This is a genomic window from Luteococcus sp. Sow4_B9 (assembly GCF_052116585.1).
GTDB lineage: Bacteria > Actinomycetota > Actinomycetes > Propionibacteriales > Propionibacteriaceae > Luteococcus.
In genome coordinates this window covers 34,342-49,914 of sequence record NZ_JBQKKT010000010.1, presented here as the reverse complement: position 1 = coordinate 49,914, position 15,573 = coordinate 34,342, and the positions used below count along the sequence as shown (strand labels likewise).

General features: G+C 67.3%; 15 protein-coding genes. 7 read left to right on the top strand and 8 right to left on the bottom strand.

What is annotated here, in order from left to right; genetic code table 11:
* Nucleotides 1-140 precede the first annotated feature (140 nt).
* Both folP and ACTQ49_RS08215 read right to left on the bottom strand, forming a co-directional pair.
* On the bottom strand, nt 141-986 hold the full coding sequence (gene folP, locus ACTQ49_RS08220) for a dihydropteroate synthase (RefSeq protein WP_441827361.1): 846 nt from the start codon (nt 984-986) through the stop codon (nt 141-143).
* Nucleotides 987-1,307: 321 nt separating this feature from the next.
* Nucleotides 1,308-2,048, bottom strand: coding sequence for an SDR family oxidoreductase (locus ACTQ49_RS08215; protein ID WP_441827360.1), 741 nt, complete (start codon nt 2,046-2,048; stop codon nt 1,308-1,310).
* Between the two features lie 82 nt (nt 2,049-2,130).
* Here ACTQ49_RS08215 and ACTQ49_RS08210 point away from each other — a divergent pair, with 82 nt between their 5' ends.
* Nucleotides 2,131-2,880, top strand: coding sequence for a phosphoglyceromutase (locus ACTQ49_RS08210; protein ID WP_441827359.1), 750 nt, complete (start codon nt 2,131-2,133; stop codon nt 2,878-2,880).
* 89 nt (nt 2,881-2,969) lie between these two features.
* On the opposite strand, the gene phoU is transcribed toward ACTQ49_RS08210, so the two are convergent.
* Nucleotides 2,970-3,635, bottom strand: coding sequence for a phosphate signaling complex protein PhoU (gene phoU, locus ACTQ49_RS08205; protein ID WP_441827358.1), 666 nt, complete (start codon nt 3,633-3,635; stop codon nt 2,970-2,972).
* A gap of 208 nt (nt 3,636-3,843) precedes the next feature.
* Between phoU and ACTQ49_RS08200 the strand changes: the two genes are divergently transcribed.
* Together ACTQ49_RS08200 and ACTQ49_RS08195 are read left to right on the top strand one after the other, a co-directional pair.
* On the top strand, nt 3,844-5,034 hold the full coding sequence (locus ACTQ49_RS08200; RefSeq protein WP_441827391.1) for a sensor histidine kinase: 1,191 nt from the start codon (nt 3,844-3,846) through the stop codon (nt 5,032-5,034).
* Nucleotides 5,031-5,708, top strand: coding sequence for a response regulator (locus ACTQ49_RS08195; protein ID WP_441827357.1), 678 nt, complete (start codon nt 5,031-5,033; stop codon nt 5,706-5,708). The genes ACTQ49_RS08200 and ACTQ49_RS08195 overlap by 4 nt, the downstream gene beginning before the upstream one ends.
* 102 nt (nt 5,709-5,810) lie before the next feature.
* Here the strand turns inward: ACTQ49_RS08195 and ACTQ49_RS08190 are convergent, their stop codons facing one another.
* Nucleotides 5,811-6,407, bottom strand: a complete 597-nt coding sequence (locus tag ACTQ49_RS08190) for a hypothetical protein (protein ID WP_441827356.1) — start codon at nt 6,405-6,407, stop codon at nt 5,811-5,813.
* A gap of 255 nt (nt 6,408-6,662) precedes the next feature.
* Here ACTQ49_RS08190 and ACTQ49_RS08185 point away from each other — a divergent pair, with 255 nt between their 5' ends.
* The 3 genes from ACTQ49_RS08185 to ispF all read left to right on the top strand — a co-directional run bounded on the left by ACTQ49_RS08185 (nt 6,663) and on the right by ispF (nt 8,420).
* Nucleotides 6,663-7,148 carry a CarD family transcriptional regulator gene (locus ACTQ49_RS08185; protein WP_441827355.1) on the top strand — a complete coding sequence of 162 codons (486 nt, stop codon included), beginning with the start codon at nt 6,663-6,665 and terminating at the stop codon, nt 7,146-7,148.
* Between the two features lie 61 nt (nt 7,149-7,209).
* A complete protein-coding gene (ispD, locus tag ACTQ49_RS08180; RefSeq protein WP_441827354.1) occupies nt 7,210-7,947 on the top strand; it encodes a 2-C-methyl-D-erythritol 4-phosphate cytidylyltransferase in 738 nt (245 codons plus the stop codon).
* 5 nt (nt 7,948-7,952) lie between these two features.
* Nucleotides 7,953-8,420: a 2-C-methyl-D-erythritol 2,4-cyclodiphosphate synthase gene (gene ispF, locus ACTQ49_RS08175; protein ID WP_441827390.1), complete on the top strand. Its 468-nt coding sequence runs from the start codon at nt 7,953-7,955 to the stop codon at nt 8,418-8,420.
* A 141-nt stretch (nt 8,421-8,561) separates the two neighbouring features.
* Here ispF and ACTQ49_RS08170 read toward each other — a convergent pair whose 3' ends face one another.
* Complete coding sequence (locus ACTQ49_RS08170; protein WP_441827353.1) at nt 8,562-9,857, bottom strand: neutral zinc metallopeptidase; 1,296 nt, start codon at nt 9,855-9,857, stop codon at nt 8,562-8,564.
* A 10-nt stretch (nt 9,858-9,867) separates the two neighbouring features.
* Entirely contained in the window at nt 9,868-10,992 is a 1,125-nt protein-coding gene (locus ACTQ49_RS08165; protein WP_441827352.1) for a VanZ family protein, read from the bottom strand.
* 192 nt (nt 10,993-11,184) lie between these two features.
* Here ACTQ49_RS08165 and ACTQ49_RS08160 point away from each other — a divergent pair, with 192 nt between their 5' ends.
* Nucleotides 11,185-12,906, top strand: a complete 1,722-nt coding sequence (locus tag ACTQ49_RS08160) for a DUF2207 family protein (protein WP_441827351.1) — start codon at nt 11,185-11,187, stop codon at nt 12,904-12,906.
* 298 nt (nt 12,907-13,204) lie between these two features.
* Here the strand turns inward: ACTQ49_RS08160 and ACTQ49_RS08155 are convergent, their stop codons facing one another.
* Nucleotides 13,205-14,656 (bottom strand): glycine hydroxymethyltransferase, encoded by a 1,452-nt coding sequence (locus ACTQ49_RS08155; RefSeq protein ID WP_441827350.1) that lies wholly within the window; start codon nt 14,654-14,656, stop codon nt 13,205-13,207.
* Between the two features lie 126 nt (nt 14,657-14,782).
* Nucleotides 14,783-15,547 (bottom strand): class I SAM-dependent methyltransferase, encoded by a 765-nt coding sequence (locus ACTQ49_RS08150; RefSeq protein WP_441827349.1) that lies wholly within the window; start codon nt 15,545-15,547, stop codon nt 14,783-14,785.
* Nucleotides 15,548-15,573 lie beyond the last annotated feature (26 nt).

The window sequence follows — 15,573 nt, the reverse complement described above, 5'->3', positions numbered from 1 at the left end:
ACGTCGTACTTCTCGGGGCATGTGCTGCAGCGGGTGCACGTGGCAGGTGGGCGTGCGGAGTGGGGCCATGGGTGGTGGTGTGGCTCGTGTCCTGGTGTCTCGGGGCCAGTCAAGCGGTCGATTCCCGACCGTCGGTTCGGCTACACGTTGTGGTGTGGTCGGCCCAGCGGTTCGCGGGCGCCTCGGATCACTTCCGCCAGTCGGGCGGCGTGCGCCCCGGCCCGCACATCGTGCATGCGGATGACTTGTGCGCCCAGGGCCATGCACCAGCTGGCGGCCGCGACGGAAGCATCGTGCAGTTCCGCCTTGGGCAGGTCCAGGGACTCCGCCAGGAAGTCCTTGCGGCTGACAGCCGCGACGGTCGGATGCCCCAGAGCCGCGAACTGGTCGAAGTGCCGAGTGATCGCCAGGGTGTGCTGGGTGTTCTTCGTCAGGTCGTGGCCGGGGTCCAGGATGATCTGCTGGTCCTTTACTCCCCGTCCACGGGCGGTCTCACGTCGTTGGAGCAGGAAGTCGCGCACCTCCACGACGACGTCCTCGTACTGGGGGCGGCGCACGTGCGTGTGGGGCTCGCCGAGGGAGTGGCAGATGACCAGGCTGGCGCCCGTCGCCGCGGCCAGATCCGCCATGTTCGGATCGTGCAGGCCGGAGGTGTCATTGATGACCCGGGCTCCGGCCTGGATGGCGGCGCGGGCCACCTCCACCCGCCAGGTGTCCACGGAGACCACGATGTCTCGGCGCTGGAGCAATTCCTCGATCACGGGGACGACGCGTTCGGTCTCCTCGTCGACGCTCACCAGGGGAGTGTCCGGGCTGAAGGCAAGACCTCCGATGTCGATCCAGTCGGCTCCCTCGTCAACGGCGCGGCAGGCGGCCCCCACGGCCGCGTCCAGCCCAAAGGTCCGGCCGCCGTCATAGAAGGAGTCCGGAGTCCTGTTCACGACGGCCATCACGGCAACCCGGCCGTCGGGGATGAGCGCTTCCACACTGAGACCCTAGGGCAGCAAGGAGCTGTCCGTGTTGCATTGCGTTGGGGCGGGCCTACTTCGTCGGGGGCTCAGGGGATCATTGCTGAAGGGATTCTGACCTGGTGAGGACGAATTGCCCGGTGACCCAACTATGACGTACGGTATAAACATCCAGCCCCGGAAACGGTGGTTGGGGTTCTACATCCAAGTGGGGGATGTGCGAACGACCGTCAGGGTCGATCGCGAGAACGCAAAGGTGGTGGCGAGGTCCTCGGGCCTCGCCACCACTTTTTTCGTCCCCGGCGCGGCGGTCACGGGACCGTCTGCTGGAGAACGGGATCAGCTCTCCCGGAAGACCTTGAACTGTGCCGCCTGGGCCCGGGGGCGAATCGTCATCCGATCGATGTTCACGTGGCGCGGGCGGGTGGCCATCCAGGTGATGGCATCGGCCACGTCGTCGGCCACCAGCGGCTCCGCGACGCCGGCGTAGACCTTGTCCGCCTTGGCCTGGTCGCCGTGGAAGCGGGTCAGACTGAACTCGTCGGTGTGGACCATGCCCGGGCAGATCTCCGTGATGCGCACCGGCTTGTCGAAGAGCTCCAGACGCATGGTCTCCACGATGGCACGTTCGGCGGCCTTGGCGCCGCAGTAGCCGGCTCCACCCTCGTAGCCCCCATCGGCGGCGGTGGAGGTGACGAAGACGATGGTTCCACGGGCCGCCTCCAGTGCGGGCAGCAATGTCTTCGTGACCTGGGCGGTGCCCAGCACGTTCACCCGGTACATCGTCTCCCAGGCGTCCAGATCGGCCTCGCCCACCGGCTCCAGTCCCACGGCGCCGCCGGCATTGTTCACCAGCAGGTCCAGCTGGTCGCCGACGGTCTGTGCCAGGGTCTGGACCTGGTCTTCGTCGGTGATGTCACAGGGCACGGCCATCCCGCCGATCTCGTCGGCGAGGGCCTGGATCCGGTCGGCGCGTCGGGCCACGCACAGCACCCGGTAGCCCTCCCTGGCCAGGTGGCGGGCGGTGGCGGCGCCGATGCCCGAGCTGGCACCGGTCACGACTGCAGTCTTGAGCTCCATGGCTCGATTCAACCGAGCAGAAGGGCTCGAATCAACCCTCCCGCCCAGCCACGGGAGGTCCGGCTCTGGGTAGGCTGTCGGCATGACCTACAAGCTCATCCTGCTCCGCCACGGCGAGAGTGAGTGGAACCAGAAGAACCTGTTCACCGGTTGGGTGGACGTCGACATCAACGAGAAGGGCGTCGGCGAGGGCAAGAAGGCCGCCGAGATGCTCAAGGCGGAGGGCCTGCTTCCCGACAAGCTGCACACCTCGCTGCTGCGTCGCGCCATCCACACCGCCTACCTGGCCCTCGACGGATGCGACCGCCACTGGATTCCCGTGGAGCGCAGCTGGCGCCTCAACGAGCGCCACTACGGCAAGCTCCAGGGTCTGGACAAGACCTCCATTCGTGAGCAGTTCGGCGAGGAGCAGTTCATGCAGTGGCGTCGTAGCTACGACACCCCGCCGCCCGTCCTGGACAAGGATGCGGAGTTCAGCCAGTTCAACGATCCTCGCTACGCGGCGATCCCGGAGAACGAGCGTCCCCAGACCGAGTGCCTCAAGGACGTCGTGGCCCGCATGCTCCCGTACTGGGAGTCGAACATCAAGCCCGACCTCGCCGCCGGCAAGACCGTCCTGGTCACCGCCCACGGCAACTCGCTGCGTGCGCTGGTCAAGCACCTGGACGGCATCAGCGACGAGGACATCGCCGGCCTGAACATCCCCACCGGCATCCCGCTGTACTACGAGCTGGACGAGAATTTCCAGCCCGTGACCAAGGGTGGCAAGTACCTGGATCCGGAGGCTGCCAAGGCCGCCATCGAGGCCGTCAAGAACCAGGGCAAGAAGTAGGTTCGTCGCTCCCGCGGTGCACCGCCGCGGCAGACAAAAGGTGCCCGCCCCCGCCAGGGGTCGGGCCCCTTTCTCGTGTGCGCTGAGTGTCAGGCGATCGGCCAGTCCTCGCCCTCGGGGGCCTCACCGGTGATCACGTAGATGATGCGGGCGGCCATGGCGACGGCGTGGTCGGCGATGCGCTCGTAGTAGCGGCCCAGCAGGGCGGCATCCACGGCCTTCTCGACACCGTGCGACCAGTCGTCGGCCAGCAGGACGCGGAACTGCTCGCGACGCAGCTCGTCCATCTCCTCGTCGTGCTCGGCCAGCTTCTCGGCCTCCTCGACGTCACGCTCATCCAGGACGCGGCCGGCGGCGGCGATCATCTCGTCGGCCAGCTCGGACATGCGGTTGAAGTTGGCCTCAAGGCTCTCCGGAACGGCGTGCTCGGGGTAGCGCAGGCGTGCGATCTTGGCGACGTGGGCGGCCAGATCGCCCATGCGAGCCAGCTCGAAGACCATGCGGAGGGCAGCGACGATGGTGCGCAGCTCGCCGGCCACGGGGGCCTGGCGGGCCAGCAGCTGGAAGCACTGGCGCTCGATCTTTTCGTACATGGCGTCCAGACGGGCATCGTCGGCGATCACGCGCTCAGCGGTGCGCAGGTCAGCCTTCAGCAGGGAGGCCGTGGCGTCGTGCACGGCAGTGCGGACCATGCTGTTCATGCTGACCAGCTGGGTCACGACGTCATTGAGTTCTTCTCGGTAGCTCTCGCGCATTGGGTGGTGCCTCCTTGGGATGCGAGTCTCAGCGTGCTGACATCCTGCCACCTTGGGCGCAGACATCGTGACGAGGGTATGGATCTGCAGGGGCAGGGATGTTTCGCCCCGGTGAGCGGCCGGTGAACACTGGGGAAATGATTACGTCACATGACCATGCTATCGAGTGCAAAACCCCTGATCGGGGCCATATGCTGGGACGGTGATGATGTTCCTCGGGGCACTGTGCGGGCTGGGGGTCGGGCTCGTCCTCGGCGTCGGCGTGATGCTGCTGTGGAACCGCTCGGAGAAGCGGTACAACGAGGTGCAGCAGATCTCTCCGACGGAGCCGACCCTGGTCGATCCACAGGTGATCGAGGTCGTGAACCTCCTGCGCTCGGCTGCCCTGTTGATTGGGCCCCATGACGAGGTCTTGCACAGCAATCCCCAGGCAAGGTCGTTGGGACTGTGTCGGGGGCAGCGTGTGATGGTGCCCTCCGTGCTGGAACGCATCCGGGAGGTGCGCCGCTCGGGCGAACCGGCGGTCTTCGACACCACTCTGTCCCGTGGTGTGGGGGCTCCGACCTTGCACCTCAATGTCCGCATCGGCCCCATGGGCGATGACACGGAACTCGTGCTGGTCGATGACCGGACTCCATTGCTGCGGGTCGACGAGACCCGACGCGACTTCGTGGCCAATGTCAGCCATGAACTAAAGACACCGATCGGTGCGGTCTCCCTGCTGGCCGAAGCCGTCGAGGAGGCGGCCGATGATCCGGACGAGGTGCGTCGCTTCGCAGGACGGTTGAGCCAAGAGTCCGCAAGGTTGAGCGAGCTGGTCTCCCAGATCATCGACCTGTCCCGACTGCAGTCGGATGACCCCATGCTCCGGGCCGAACCCGTGCCGCTCAAGGAACTGCTCGACGAGGCGCTTGCCCGGACCCAGGAACTGTCACAGGCCCGGCAGATCAACCTGGTGCGAGCTGGCGAGGAGGATCGTCTGGTCCTGTGCGACCGGGACCAGATGGTCGATGCCATCGCCAACCTGATGACGAACGCCATCGTCTACTCGGACACGGGTGCCCGAGTGGTCGTGACCACCACCATTCGCGACGATGCTGGGGACGAGTTCGTCGAGATCAGTGTCGCCGACAACGGCATCGGGATCTCCCCGGAGAACCAGCAGCGCATCTTCGAGCGCTTCTACCGGGTGGACTATGGTCGCAGCCGTGAGAACGGTGGTACTGGGCTCGGGCTTTCGATCGTGAAGCACATTGCCGCCGTGCATGGCGGTTCCGTGAACGTGTGGAGCAAGCTCGGGCAGGGCTCCACCTTCACCCTTCGTCTGCCCGTCGAGGGCTCGCAAGATCGTGTTCCAGTGGCTGGGGCATCCAGGATCGATTCCGAAAGGCAGTCATGACGCGCGTATTGATCATCGAGGACGAGGAATCCTACCGCGAGGCGACCGGCTACATGCTCCGCAAGGAGGGCTTCGAGGTCAGTGAGGCGGCCGATGGCATGAAGGGCCTCGCCGAGTTCGAGCGGGTCGGGGCAGACCTGGTGCTGCTCGACCTGATGATGCCCGGCATGCCCGGCACCGAGGTCTGCCGGCAGCTGCGCACGCGCAGCAATGTCCCGATCATCATGGTCACTGCCCGCGATGCGGAGATCGACAAGGTGGTGGGGCTGGAACTCGGCGCTGACGACTACGTCACCAAGCCGTTCAGCCACCGCGAGCTGGTGGCTCGGATCAGGGCCGTGCTGCGGCGAGGCCAGGAGTCCGAGCTGCTCCCGGAGCTGATCGAGGCCGGCGGCGTCAGGATGGACGTCGAGCGGCATGAGGTGACCGTCAACGGCGAGGCGATCCGCCTTGCGCTCAAGGAGTTCGAGCTGCTCGAGCTGCTGCTGCGCAATTCCGGCCGTGTGATGACCCGCGGTCAGCTCATCGACCGGATTTGGGGCGCTGACTACGTGGGCGACACCAAGACGCTGGACGTGCACGTGAAGCGTCTGCGCGCCAAGATCGAGGCCGATCCTTCCAACCCGCAGCTGTTGGTCACCGTGCGAGGCCTGGGCTACAAGTTCGAGGGCTGATCGTTTCGGCGTCGGGCAGCAACCGGGGCCGCACAGAACGACGAAGAACCCCGCCACGAGAGCTCGTGGCGGGGTTCTGGCGTTCTGGGTTCTGTTCCGGGTTCAGGAACCCGGGGTGGCGCTCGGCGTGGCGCTGGCGGAGGCCTCGCCGCTGGCGGCGGGAGTCGCGGTGGCGCTGGCGGCGGGAGTCGCGGTGGCGCTGGCGTCAGCCTCGGGGCTGGAGCTGGCGAAGCCCTGGGCCTTGGCGTCGACGACCGGCACGTGGAGCTTCAGTGAGCCCGCCTTGGCGAAGTCCAGCGAGATCTCGGTCATGCCGCCGGGCTTCACGTCGCCAGTGACCTTCATGTTCGAGTCGGCCAGGTTGACGCGCTGGAGCTCGGGCAGCTTGATGGTGCCGGACTGGGCGATGGTCAGGGGGCCAGCGGGGTCCGTGTTGGGCTTGAGGGCGGTGCCCTCCACCTTCTCCAGCGTGTCCTCTGCGTCCGCGATCAGCGTGCCGGCCAGGTGCATCGAGTCACCCTCGCTCAGCACCATCAGGTTGCGCACCTTCACGCCGGGGGCGTCGGTCTGGATGCCAGCGGCCGGCTGGTAGGGATCCAGGGTGTCGTAGTTCGCGCAGCCGGCCAGGCCCAGGCCAAGCACCAGGGCGGAGGCGACGGCGACGGGGCGAAGTCGGGCGGCGTTGGCAGGCATGCTCATCGTCAGAAGTTCCTTTTCGGTGTCCGGATGCGATCAGACTAGCCATTTTCTCGTCGTCGCGCCCGTCGGACCATGTGTTGGTGCTGCTCCTCGGAAAGCCTCTCTGCCACGATGCGAGACAGCTCCCAGCGCATATTGTGCCACCTTTGTCAAGGCTTCGCAGGCCTTTCCATTATCGGTTGACAAGGAATGACGCAAGTCAGGCGCGCCTCAGTACGTGCTAGAATGGTCCCCGGGAAAGGGGTTGCAAATAATATGACTTTTACGGTCGGTGAGACGGTGGTGTACCCCAATCATGGGGCTGCTGTCATCGAAGACATTGAAACCCGCAAGATCAAGGGCGAAGATCGCCTCTACCTGGTGCTCCGAATCATCGGACAGACCGATCTGGTGGTGAGGGTGCCGGCGTGCAACCTCGATCTGGTCGGCGTCCGTGACGTGGTTGACCAGGATGGCCTGGAGAAGGTCTTCGACGTGCTGCGGGCCCCCCACACGGAGGAGCCCACCAACTGGTCGCGTCGTTACAAGGCCAACCTGGAGAAGCTGCACAGCGGGAACGTCATGAAGGTTGCCGAGGTCGTCCGCGACCTGTGGCGTCGGGAGAAGGAGCGCGGTCTGTCCGCCGGCGAGAAGCGCATGCTGGCCAAGGCCCGCCAGATCCTCGTCTCAGAGCTTGCCCTGGCCGAAAAGGTCGAGGAGGACCGCGCGGAGGTCATGCTCGACGAGGTCCTCGCCTCCTGAGCCAATTCCTTGGCCGCGGGTGTCCTGTACTCGGGATGCCCGATGGTCCAGAATGACGAACATGCAGAATATTGATGAACCGGCCGTCGCCCTCGTGGTGGCGGCCGGTTCTGGTACCCGGCTGGGCGGTCCGGTCCCGAAGGCGCTGGTGGAGATCGGTGGACGCCCCTTGGTGCGATGGTCGGTGGACGCCCTGGCTGCAGGGGGCTGCGACAGGGCTGTGGTCGTGGTTGCTGCCGAGCTGATCGACGATTTCCGCGTGGCCTTGGCCGAGGCCTCGATCCCCGTGGAGCTGGTGGTCGGGGGCTCCAGACGGCAGGACTCCGTCGCCCACGGTCTGGCGGCGGTGGGGGAGCAGGGGATCGTGCTGGTGCACGATGCTGCCCGCCCCTTCGTGCCAGCGCAGGTGGTCCAGGCCGTGCGGCGAGCGGTGGGGAGTGGGGCCGTGTGCGCGATCCCGGTGCTGCCAGTCGTGGACAGCATTCGTCGGGTGGGCACCGAGGGCTCGGTGGTGGTCGACCGGTCCGAGCTGGCCGCGGTGCAGACCCCGCAGGGCTTCGACATCGCCACCCTCAGGAGCTGCCACCTGCGAGCGGCGGAACTGGGCCTCGAGGTGACCGACGATGCGGCGGTCTGCGAGGCGGCTGGGCATCCTGTGACCCTGGTCCCCGGAGCACGGGAAGCCATGAAGGTGACCGAACCCTTCGACATCGTGGTGGCCACCGCGATCGCCGCCGCTCGTGTCGCAAGCGGGAGCGAAGGCCCAGTGGCCGTTGACCTGAACAAGGAGAAGCAGTGATTCCCATCCGGACCGGTATCGGTATCGACGTGCACCAGCTCGTCGAGGGCGAGGAGATGTGGTGTGGGGGGCTGCACTTTCCCGATGAGCCCCGGGGGCTTTCGGGGCACAGTGACGGTGACGTCGCGTGCCATGCGATCTGCGATGCCCTGCTGAGTGCTGCTGGCCTCGGGGATCTTGGCTCCAACTACGGCACGTCCGAACCGGAATGGGCGGGCGCGAGCGGGGTGGCCTTCCTGGCCGAGACTGCTCGGCGTGTGCGGGCAGCGGGATTCGAGATCGGCAATGTAGCCGTTCAGGTGATCGGCAACCGGCCGCGTCTGGCGGCCCGACGGGCCGAAGCCGAGAAGGTGATGGGGGAGGCGCTGGCGGCGCCGGTGAGCCTGGCCGGCACCACCACCGACGGATTGGGTCTCACCGGTCGTGGTGAGGGCGTGGCGGCGATGGCCACGGCTCTGGTGTACACCGCCTGATCCACCGCCCCCAGTCGCGGGGCCCCATCAAGTCGATGGCGCCCCGTCGCAAGCCTTGCCGGCGGCGCGGTTTCGAGTCAGGGCGGTTTCGAGTCAGGGCGGTTTCGAGTCAGGGCGGTCTCGAGTCAGGGCGGTCTCGAGTCAGCGCACCTTGGAGGCGGGGGCCGCGAAGGTATTGCAGGCTCCCACGGAGGTGCTGTCCAGACCTGTCCTGGTCCAGGCCAGACGGCTCTCGCCCGACCCGTGATTTCCCTCGTATCCCGCGCGACCGGTCAGGACGTCGTCACCGATCGAGTAGAAGAGCTTGCCCACATTCTGCAGCTCCTGGTCACTCATGCTCGTCGACTGCTGGATGGAGCCCAGGAAGAGGCCAGCCATGCAGTCGGCCTGCACCTCGAGGCGTCGACTCAGCTGCAGTTCCTTGGACTTGTTGGACTTCTCCTCCCAGGCCAGCTCGGAGACCAGGATGGCGCTGCGGGCCTGGACTGCATGGCCGAACTCGTGGGCCACCACGCTCTCGGTGATGAAGCGCGAATTGCGCAGATCCCGGGGGATGACCCGTGGCAGGTCCTGCGCGTAGTAGACCTGCTGGTCTGCGCCGCAGTAGACCGCATTCTGCATCGGGAGCTTGCCACACTTGGTGGTCACCGGATTGGAGTAGACCGTCACGCTGGGCCGAACGGCCTGGAAACCTGACTGGCTCAAGGGACCCTCCCAGACCCGCATGAGACAGCCCATCATCTCGTTGAGGTGCCCGGTGAGCTCGGCGCGAGAGGCATTGGCCACGTCGATCTCCTGCATCTCACACCGCACGGGGCGGGGAACCTGGGTGGAGTAGAGGGGATTGGCCTCCAGAAGTTGGGTGGCTTCCTCATAGGTCTCGGGCTCCGGCAGCGGAGGAGGATTGCGGCTCACGGGCGGCACCACGTAGTCGTCGTTCTGGTAGGTACCGGGCGGCGTGGAGGCCCGCGGGGCTGGCTGCGCGGAGCTGCCGGCGCCCTCACCAGCGGGACTGCTGGTCTGGCTGGTGGGGAAGGGTGCTGGCGCCGGGGCTGGCAGATCGGTCACCACCTGGCTGAGCAGCCAACCCAGCAGGATCAGACCCAGAAAGCCCAGCACGGCGAGCAGGATCAACGCCTTGAACAGGGTCACCAGCGGGTTGCGACGCCGCCGGGGCGGCGGGGCACCGAAGACGATCTGGCCTCGCCCGGGCCCCTGCTGTGCGGGCCATGGGGAGCCGGAGAACTGCCCGGTGGGGCGGCCCCACGGGTCCAGCGAGGTGCCCTGCTGGCCACCTCTCGGGACGGCTCTGCCACGGGGATCAGGTGGGCCCCATGGGTTGGCAGAGCCGCGGCTCGCCCGCGGGTCTCCCCAAGGGGAGCCCTGCGGAGGCGCCCACGGGTTGCGGCGCTGGTCTCCCCATGGATTCTGTGTCACGTCCACGAGACTAGCCGTCGATGCCGACAGAATTGGAGGTCTTAGTCGGCCGGTGACGTCGATTGTCGATGAAATCGACCCCAGACAGGAATCCGCTGAGTCCACGTCGAGAGAACAGGATCCACCCGACGGCGACGCCCGCCCACACCATGCCAGCCAGTCGGCCGGGCAGGGTGGGCTGCCCGAAGACCAGCACGGCCACGGGGACCATGACCGTGAAGGGGCGCAGCAGCCGTCGCCAGCGGGCCGCCCGGTCCGTGCCCGGCTCGGGCTTGGGACGCAGGTAGGTGGTGCGTTGGCCCATGGACGATCCGTCGCCGGTGAAGGAGATCAGTGCAAAACCGATTGCCAGCAGGTTCGCGGCCCACATCAGGGCCGTGAAGACCGGCTCCGGCTCGGATCGGGAGGCCCAGCCCAGCGCGTCGAAGGCAAGGGCGATCAGGAAACCGACCACGGCTAGCGCCACCACGAAGTAGAAAGCATCGAGTGCCTGGCCCAGCCATCGACGGCCCCGGTCCACCTCGCGTGCCCGGTCCGCATCGGCCTCGAGCTGGTCCATGCTGGGGAACAGGCGGGGAAAGGCGGCCGCCAGTGCGATGCCCACCAGGGTTCCCGTCGTGTTCGTGACCAAGTCCACGGCATCGGCCATCCGGTAGGCACAGCGGAAGATGCCGTAGACGCCCGTGAACTGGGTGACCTCGATCAGCAGGGAGACACCAAACCCCACCAGCGCGGTGGTCAGCACGCGCCACTCCAGCACCCGTCGCCCGAACCAGCCGAGTGGGACGAACAGCGCGACATTGAAGACGATCTCCAGCACGGTCTTGTCCAGCAGCGCCTGGCGTGGCGTCAGTCCCTGGACCGCCGTCTGGACGCGGCGCACGCCGTCCAGGGGATCTGGATTGAAGCTGACCCTGCGGGCGCACCAACTGTCGGTGAGCGACTGGGGATCCGGCAGGGGGAACATCGTGTACGCCACCAGTGCTGAGCTGTAGACCAGCAGGGCGCACAGCAGTCCCAGGCGAATCTCCGCGATCTCGCCGTAGCGGCGGTACTGGACGATCACGATCGGGATGAACAGGACCAGTGAGAGCAGGCCCCCAGCGATGAGCGAGTTGATGGCGTTCTGGAGCACCGGCCCAGTGTGGCAAGCCGAGCTCGAGTACGGCGAGGTGCACGCCGGGTGTTCGCCCAGAGCTGGCGGGGGCCACGGCTCGGTTCCCGCCAGCTGCGACAGCCGCGTGATGTCGGCGACGACTGCAGCGTGATGTCAGTGGTGTGTGCCAAGCTGGGAGTCGTTCCGCCCACCCGCCAGAAAGGCGCCAGCGTGCACCACAGCAAGCCCCCAGCCATCGCCCGCCACGGCGGCTTCCTGCTCGCTGCCGTCGCGGGCATCGTCCTGTCTGCCGGCCCGCTGGCCGTCCCGGCACAGGCAGAAGGCAGTGATGCCACCGCTCGGGTTGAGGCCAGCGTCGCGGCCAACGGCAAGGTGCAGGTGGGGCAGACCATCGACTTCCCGGACGGCGCACCTGCACAGGTGGTGCAGCAACTGCAGACCACCAGGGAGGCCGCCTCTGGCTCGTACTATGCCCACGAGATCAGTGACATCACCGTGACAGCGGACGGCAAGACGATCACCCCGCGGGTGGAGGACGAGGACGACCACACCCGGATCACGCTCGACGGCGTTGCTGGCGTCAGCGAGCTCGCCATCAACTACGCCGTCACCGGCGCTGCACACGCCACGCCCGAGGTGGCGGGGCAGACGCCCAGAACCGAGGTGGAATGGGCCTTCCTGCAAGGGCTGTCGGTGCCGGTTCGCGAGGTCACGGGCGCCGTGAACACCCCGGGCACCATCTCCTTCGTCACGTGTGAATCCGGGGCCGTGGGTCTGCTGAGTCCCTGCAGCACCTTCGGTGGGGGGACGCACGACTCTCCCCAGCCGTCCTTCACCGACGGCCCCCGCGCTGCCGGTGACGTTGTGGAGCTGTCCTTTGCCCTGCCCCGGACCATGGTCTCCGCCAATGAGACCGTAAAGCACCACTGGTCCCTGGACCGCGCCTTCAGCGTCAACAGCCGGACTCTGCTGGCCTCCCTGCTCCCGCTGCTGCTGGGTGGATCTCTGCTCTGGCTCCTGCACCGCCGCACGGGGCGCGACGTGGCCCACGGTGGGCGCGTGACGCCGGTGGCAGAGTTCCGGCCCGTCGGGGCAGGGGAAAGTGAGTTCACCGTTCTGGAGGACGTGCGGCCCGGACACGTCGGCACGGTCGCGGACGAGCACGTCGATCCGGTGGACATCACCGCCACCCTGCTGGATCTGGCCGTGCGGGGGTGGCTGCGCATCGTGGAACTGCCCGACGCTCCGCACAAGCCTCTCGACTGGACCTTCGAGCGACTGGAGGACGGACGAGGCGAGCTGCGCCCCTTCGAAGCGCACCTGCGCGATGCGGTGGCGCCAGCTGACCGAGAGGCCTGCCGCGTCTCCGAGATCACGGATGCGATCGATCCTGTCGTGGAGAAGGTGCAGGACGAGCTCTATGCCGACGTGGTCCACCGCGGCTGGTTTGAGCGAAACCCGGACCAGATCCGCAACCGTTGGACTCTGCTGGGCTGGGGCGCGCTGCTGTTCGCGATCCTGACGACCATCCTGCTGGTGATCTTCACCACCTATGGTCTCGTGGGCTTTGCCCTGACGGCTCTGGCGCTGGGAGCACTGTTGATCGGCCAGCAGATGCCGCGACGCACCACCGCTGGGACAGCGCTGTTGGCGGGGCTCTCGGCTCTGGCCGGCCAGCTGCAGACGCAGCCCATCACCAACCTGCCCCGCGGCCGTGAGATGGAGGAGCTTTCGCAGATCCTGCCCTATGCGGTGGTGCTGGGCGGCAGGGGACGCTGGATCGACGCGATCGTTGCCGAGGACGATGACGCGGCACCGGACCCGCAGGACCTTGCGTGGTACCACGCCCCGGGCGACTGGCACCTGCAGGACCTGCCAGATTCTCTGGAGGCCTTCATCGTCACGGTGCAGGGCAAGCTCTTCGGCCGCTGACCGGCGTCCCAGAAGGACCTGTCTGTTCCCTCACCCCGGTCTGCCTTCCTCGCTCTCGCGTGGCTTTCTCGGCTTCGCGTGCGCTGTAACCGTCGCGGATGCACCGACAGCACGCGGGGCCGGCCCGCGGGCTACGCGGGGCCGGCCCGCGGGCTACGCGGGGCCGGCCCGCGGGCTCTGAGAGAGCTGGGGCCAGCACGGATCAGCTCTCCAGCACGGATCAGGTCTCCAGCACGTGTCAGGGCCCTCTTCCCCGCAACGGAGGAAGAGGGCCCGTGATGTCAGTCGGTCGGTCCGGTCAGAGTTCCAGGCCCGGGTACAGCGGGAACTTGCCCAGCAGCTCGGCCGAGGCCGCCTTGGTGCGGTCGGCGACGCCGTCGGCCAGTTCGTACTTGGCCTTGCCCGGCTTGCCCGTGCTGGCGGTCACCGGGGTGGTGTTCTTCAGCACGTCGACGATCAGCTCGGCCACCTGGTCGAACTCGTCGGCACCAAAGCCACGCGAGGTCAGGGCGGGGGTGCCGATGCGAACGCCGGACGTGTACCAGGCGCCGTTGGGATCGTTCGGGATCGAGTTGCGGTTGGTGACCACGCCCGAGTCCAGCAGGGCACTCTCCGCCTGGCGGCCGGTCAGACCGAAGGAAGAGGTGACGTCCAGCAGGTTGATGTGGTTGTCGGTGCCATTGGTCACCAGCTTCACACCCCGCTTCATCAGGCCCTCGGCCAGGCTCTGGGCATTATCGGCCACCTGCTGGGCGTAGGTCTGGAAGGACTCCTGGCGGGCCTCGGCGAAGGCGACGGCCTTGGCGGCCATCACGTGGCTCAGCGGGCCGCCGAGCACCATCGGGCAGCCCTTGTCGATCGACGGGGCGTATTCCGCGGTGCTCATCACGAAGCCACCGCGCGGGCCGCGCAGCGACTTGTGGGTGGTGGAGGCCACGACGTCGGCATAGGGGACGGGATTCTCCTCGCCGGTGAAGACCTTGCCGGCCACCAGGCCCGCGAAGTGGGCCATGTCGACGAACAGGGTGGCGCCCACCTCGTCGGCGATCTCGCGCATCTTGGCGAAGTTCACGCGACGCGGGTAGGCCGAGTAGCCCGCGATCAGGATCAGCGGCTTGAACTCCTTGGCGTCGGCGCGCAGCTTGTCGTAGTCGATCAGCTCGGTCTCGGGATCGGTGCCATAGGAGCGCTGGTGGAACATCTTGCCGGAGATGTTGTGACGGAAGCCGTGGGTGAGGTGGCCGCCAGCATCCAGGCTCATGCCCATCACACGCTGTTCGGCGAAGGTCTTGCGCAGGGTCTCCCAGTCCGCCTCGGACAGGTCATTCACGGTCTTGGCGCCCAGACGCTCCAGCTCGGGGCTCTCGATGCGCTTGTTGAGGATGGCCCAGTAGGCCACCAGGTTGGCGTCGATGCCGGAGTGGGGCTGCACATAGGCGTACTCGGCGCCGAAGAGCTCGCGGGCGTGCTCGGCTGCGACGGACTCGACGGTGTCGACATTCTGGCAGCCGGCGTAGAAGCGGTGGCCGACGGTGCCCTCCGCGTACTTGTCGCTGAACCAGGTGCCCATGGTCATCAGCGTGGGCAGACTGGCGTAGTTCTCACTGGCGATCAGCTTGAGGCTCTCTCGCTGGTCGGTGAGCTCCTGACGGGTGGCATCCGCGATGCGCGGCTCCACCCCGCCGATGATCTCGAGCATGGTGCGGTAGGCGCTGGCGGCCGTGCTGTTGGTGGACGCGACGTCGGTCACGGGTACTCCTGAACGGGAGGCGACTGGGAACGAAGCCCAATCTATCGCCTTGGACCCCTCACGGACCGGACTGCCCAGTGCCCGGGTGCATTGCTCGGGGCAGACCTCCGGGACGGGGCTCCCGGCTCAGGCCGGCTCCAGCATGGTGCGCCAGACCTCGGTGATCATGTCGATCTGCACCGGCCCGTGCGCATCCGCCTCGTCGAGGACGGCATTCCACCGGGTGATCCGCTCGGCCCGCGTCGCCTCGTCGGCCACCAGCCACGCGGAGTGGGTCTTGTGCAGCTGCAGGAAGTCGTCGCCGGTCATGGTGCGCGCCCAGGCGACGTGCTTGGTCTCGAAGGGCATGAACTGCTCACCGGGGTGGGGATCACGCTCGGGGGAGCTGTTCAGGGTGATGCCGCGAGGAGCGCTCTGGACCTCCTCGAAGGCCTGCTGCCAGGGCTGCGTCGTCTGGTCCGCATTCCACGCCATGGCCAGGCTGCCACCCGGTCGCAGAACCCGTGCCACCTCGGCCCCGGCCACCAGTGGGTCCATCCAGTGCCATGCCTGCCCGACCACGACGGCGTCCACGGACTCGTCGGGAAGGGGGAGTGCCTCGGCCGTGGCGACGTGGGTCTCCACCTCCGGATGGTTCTGCCGCAGTACCTGCAGCATCTCCTCGGACGGGTCAACGGCCACCACGTCGAGGTCACGAGCCACCAGGGCCTCGGTCAGCTTGCCGGAGCCGCAGCCCAGATCGAGCACCCGCTGCGGGGAGCGGCCGGTGGCGGCATTGTGCGGCAGCATCCACTCGACCACCTCGAAGGGGTAGTCGGGGCGCAGCCGGTGGTACTCCTGCCCGATCTCCTGGAAGCTCTGGGCCCGGCGCTCGCGGTTCTCGATCTGCATGGGGCCACCCTGCCACAGCCCTGCTG

What these genes read in the sequence shown, in the direction of transcription:
- ACTQ49_RS08190 (WP_441827356.1), bottom strand. Translation starts at nt 6,407, where the DNA reads ATGAGCATGCCTGCCAACGCCGCCCGACTTCGCCCCGTCGCCGTCGCC.
- ACTQ49_RS08215 (WP_441827360.1), bottom strand. Translation starts at nt 2,048, where the DNA reads ATGGAGCTCAAGACTGCAGTCGTGACCGGTGCCAGCTCGGGCATCGGC.
- ACTQ49_RS08210 (WP_441827359.1), top strand. Translation starts at nt 2,131, where the DNA reads ATGACCTACAAGCTCATCCTGCTCCGCCACGGCGAGAGTGAGTGGAAC.
- ACTQ49_RS08150 (WP_441827349.1), bottom strand. Translation starts at nt 15,547, where the DNA reads ATGCAGATCGAGAACCGCGAGCGCCGGGCCCAGAGCTTCCAGGAGATC.
- phoU (WP_441827358.1), bottom strand. Translation starts at nt 3,635, where the DNA reads ATGCGCGAGAGCTACCGAGAAGAACTCAATGACGTCGTGACCCAGCTG.
- ACTQ49_RS08195 (WP_441827357.1), top strand. Translation starts at nt 5,031, where the DNA reads ATGACGCGCGTATTGATCATCGAGGACGAGGAATCCTACCGCGAGGCG.
- ACTQ49_RS08185 (WP_441827355.1), top strand. Translation starts at nt 6,663, where the DNA reads ATGACTTTTACGGTCGGTGAGACGGTGGTGTACCCCAATCATGGGGCT.
- ispD (WP_441827354.1), top strand. Translation starts at nt 7,210, where the DNA reads ATGCAGAATATTGATGAACCGGCCGTCGCCCTCGTGGTGGCGGCCGGT.
- ACTQ49_RS08200 (WP_441827391.1), top strand. Translation starts at nt 3,844, where the DNA reads ATGTTCCTCGGGGCACTGTGCGGGCTGGGGGTCGGGCTCGTCCTCGGC.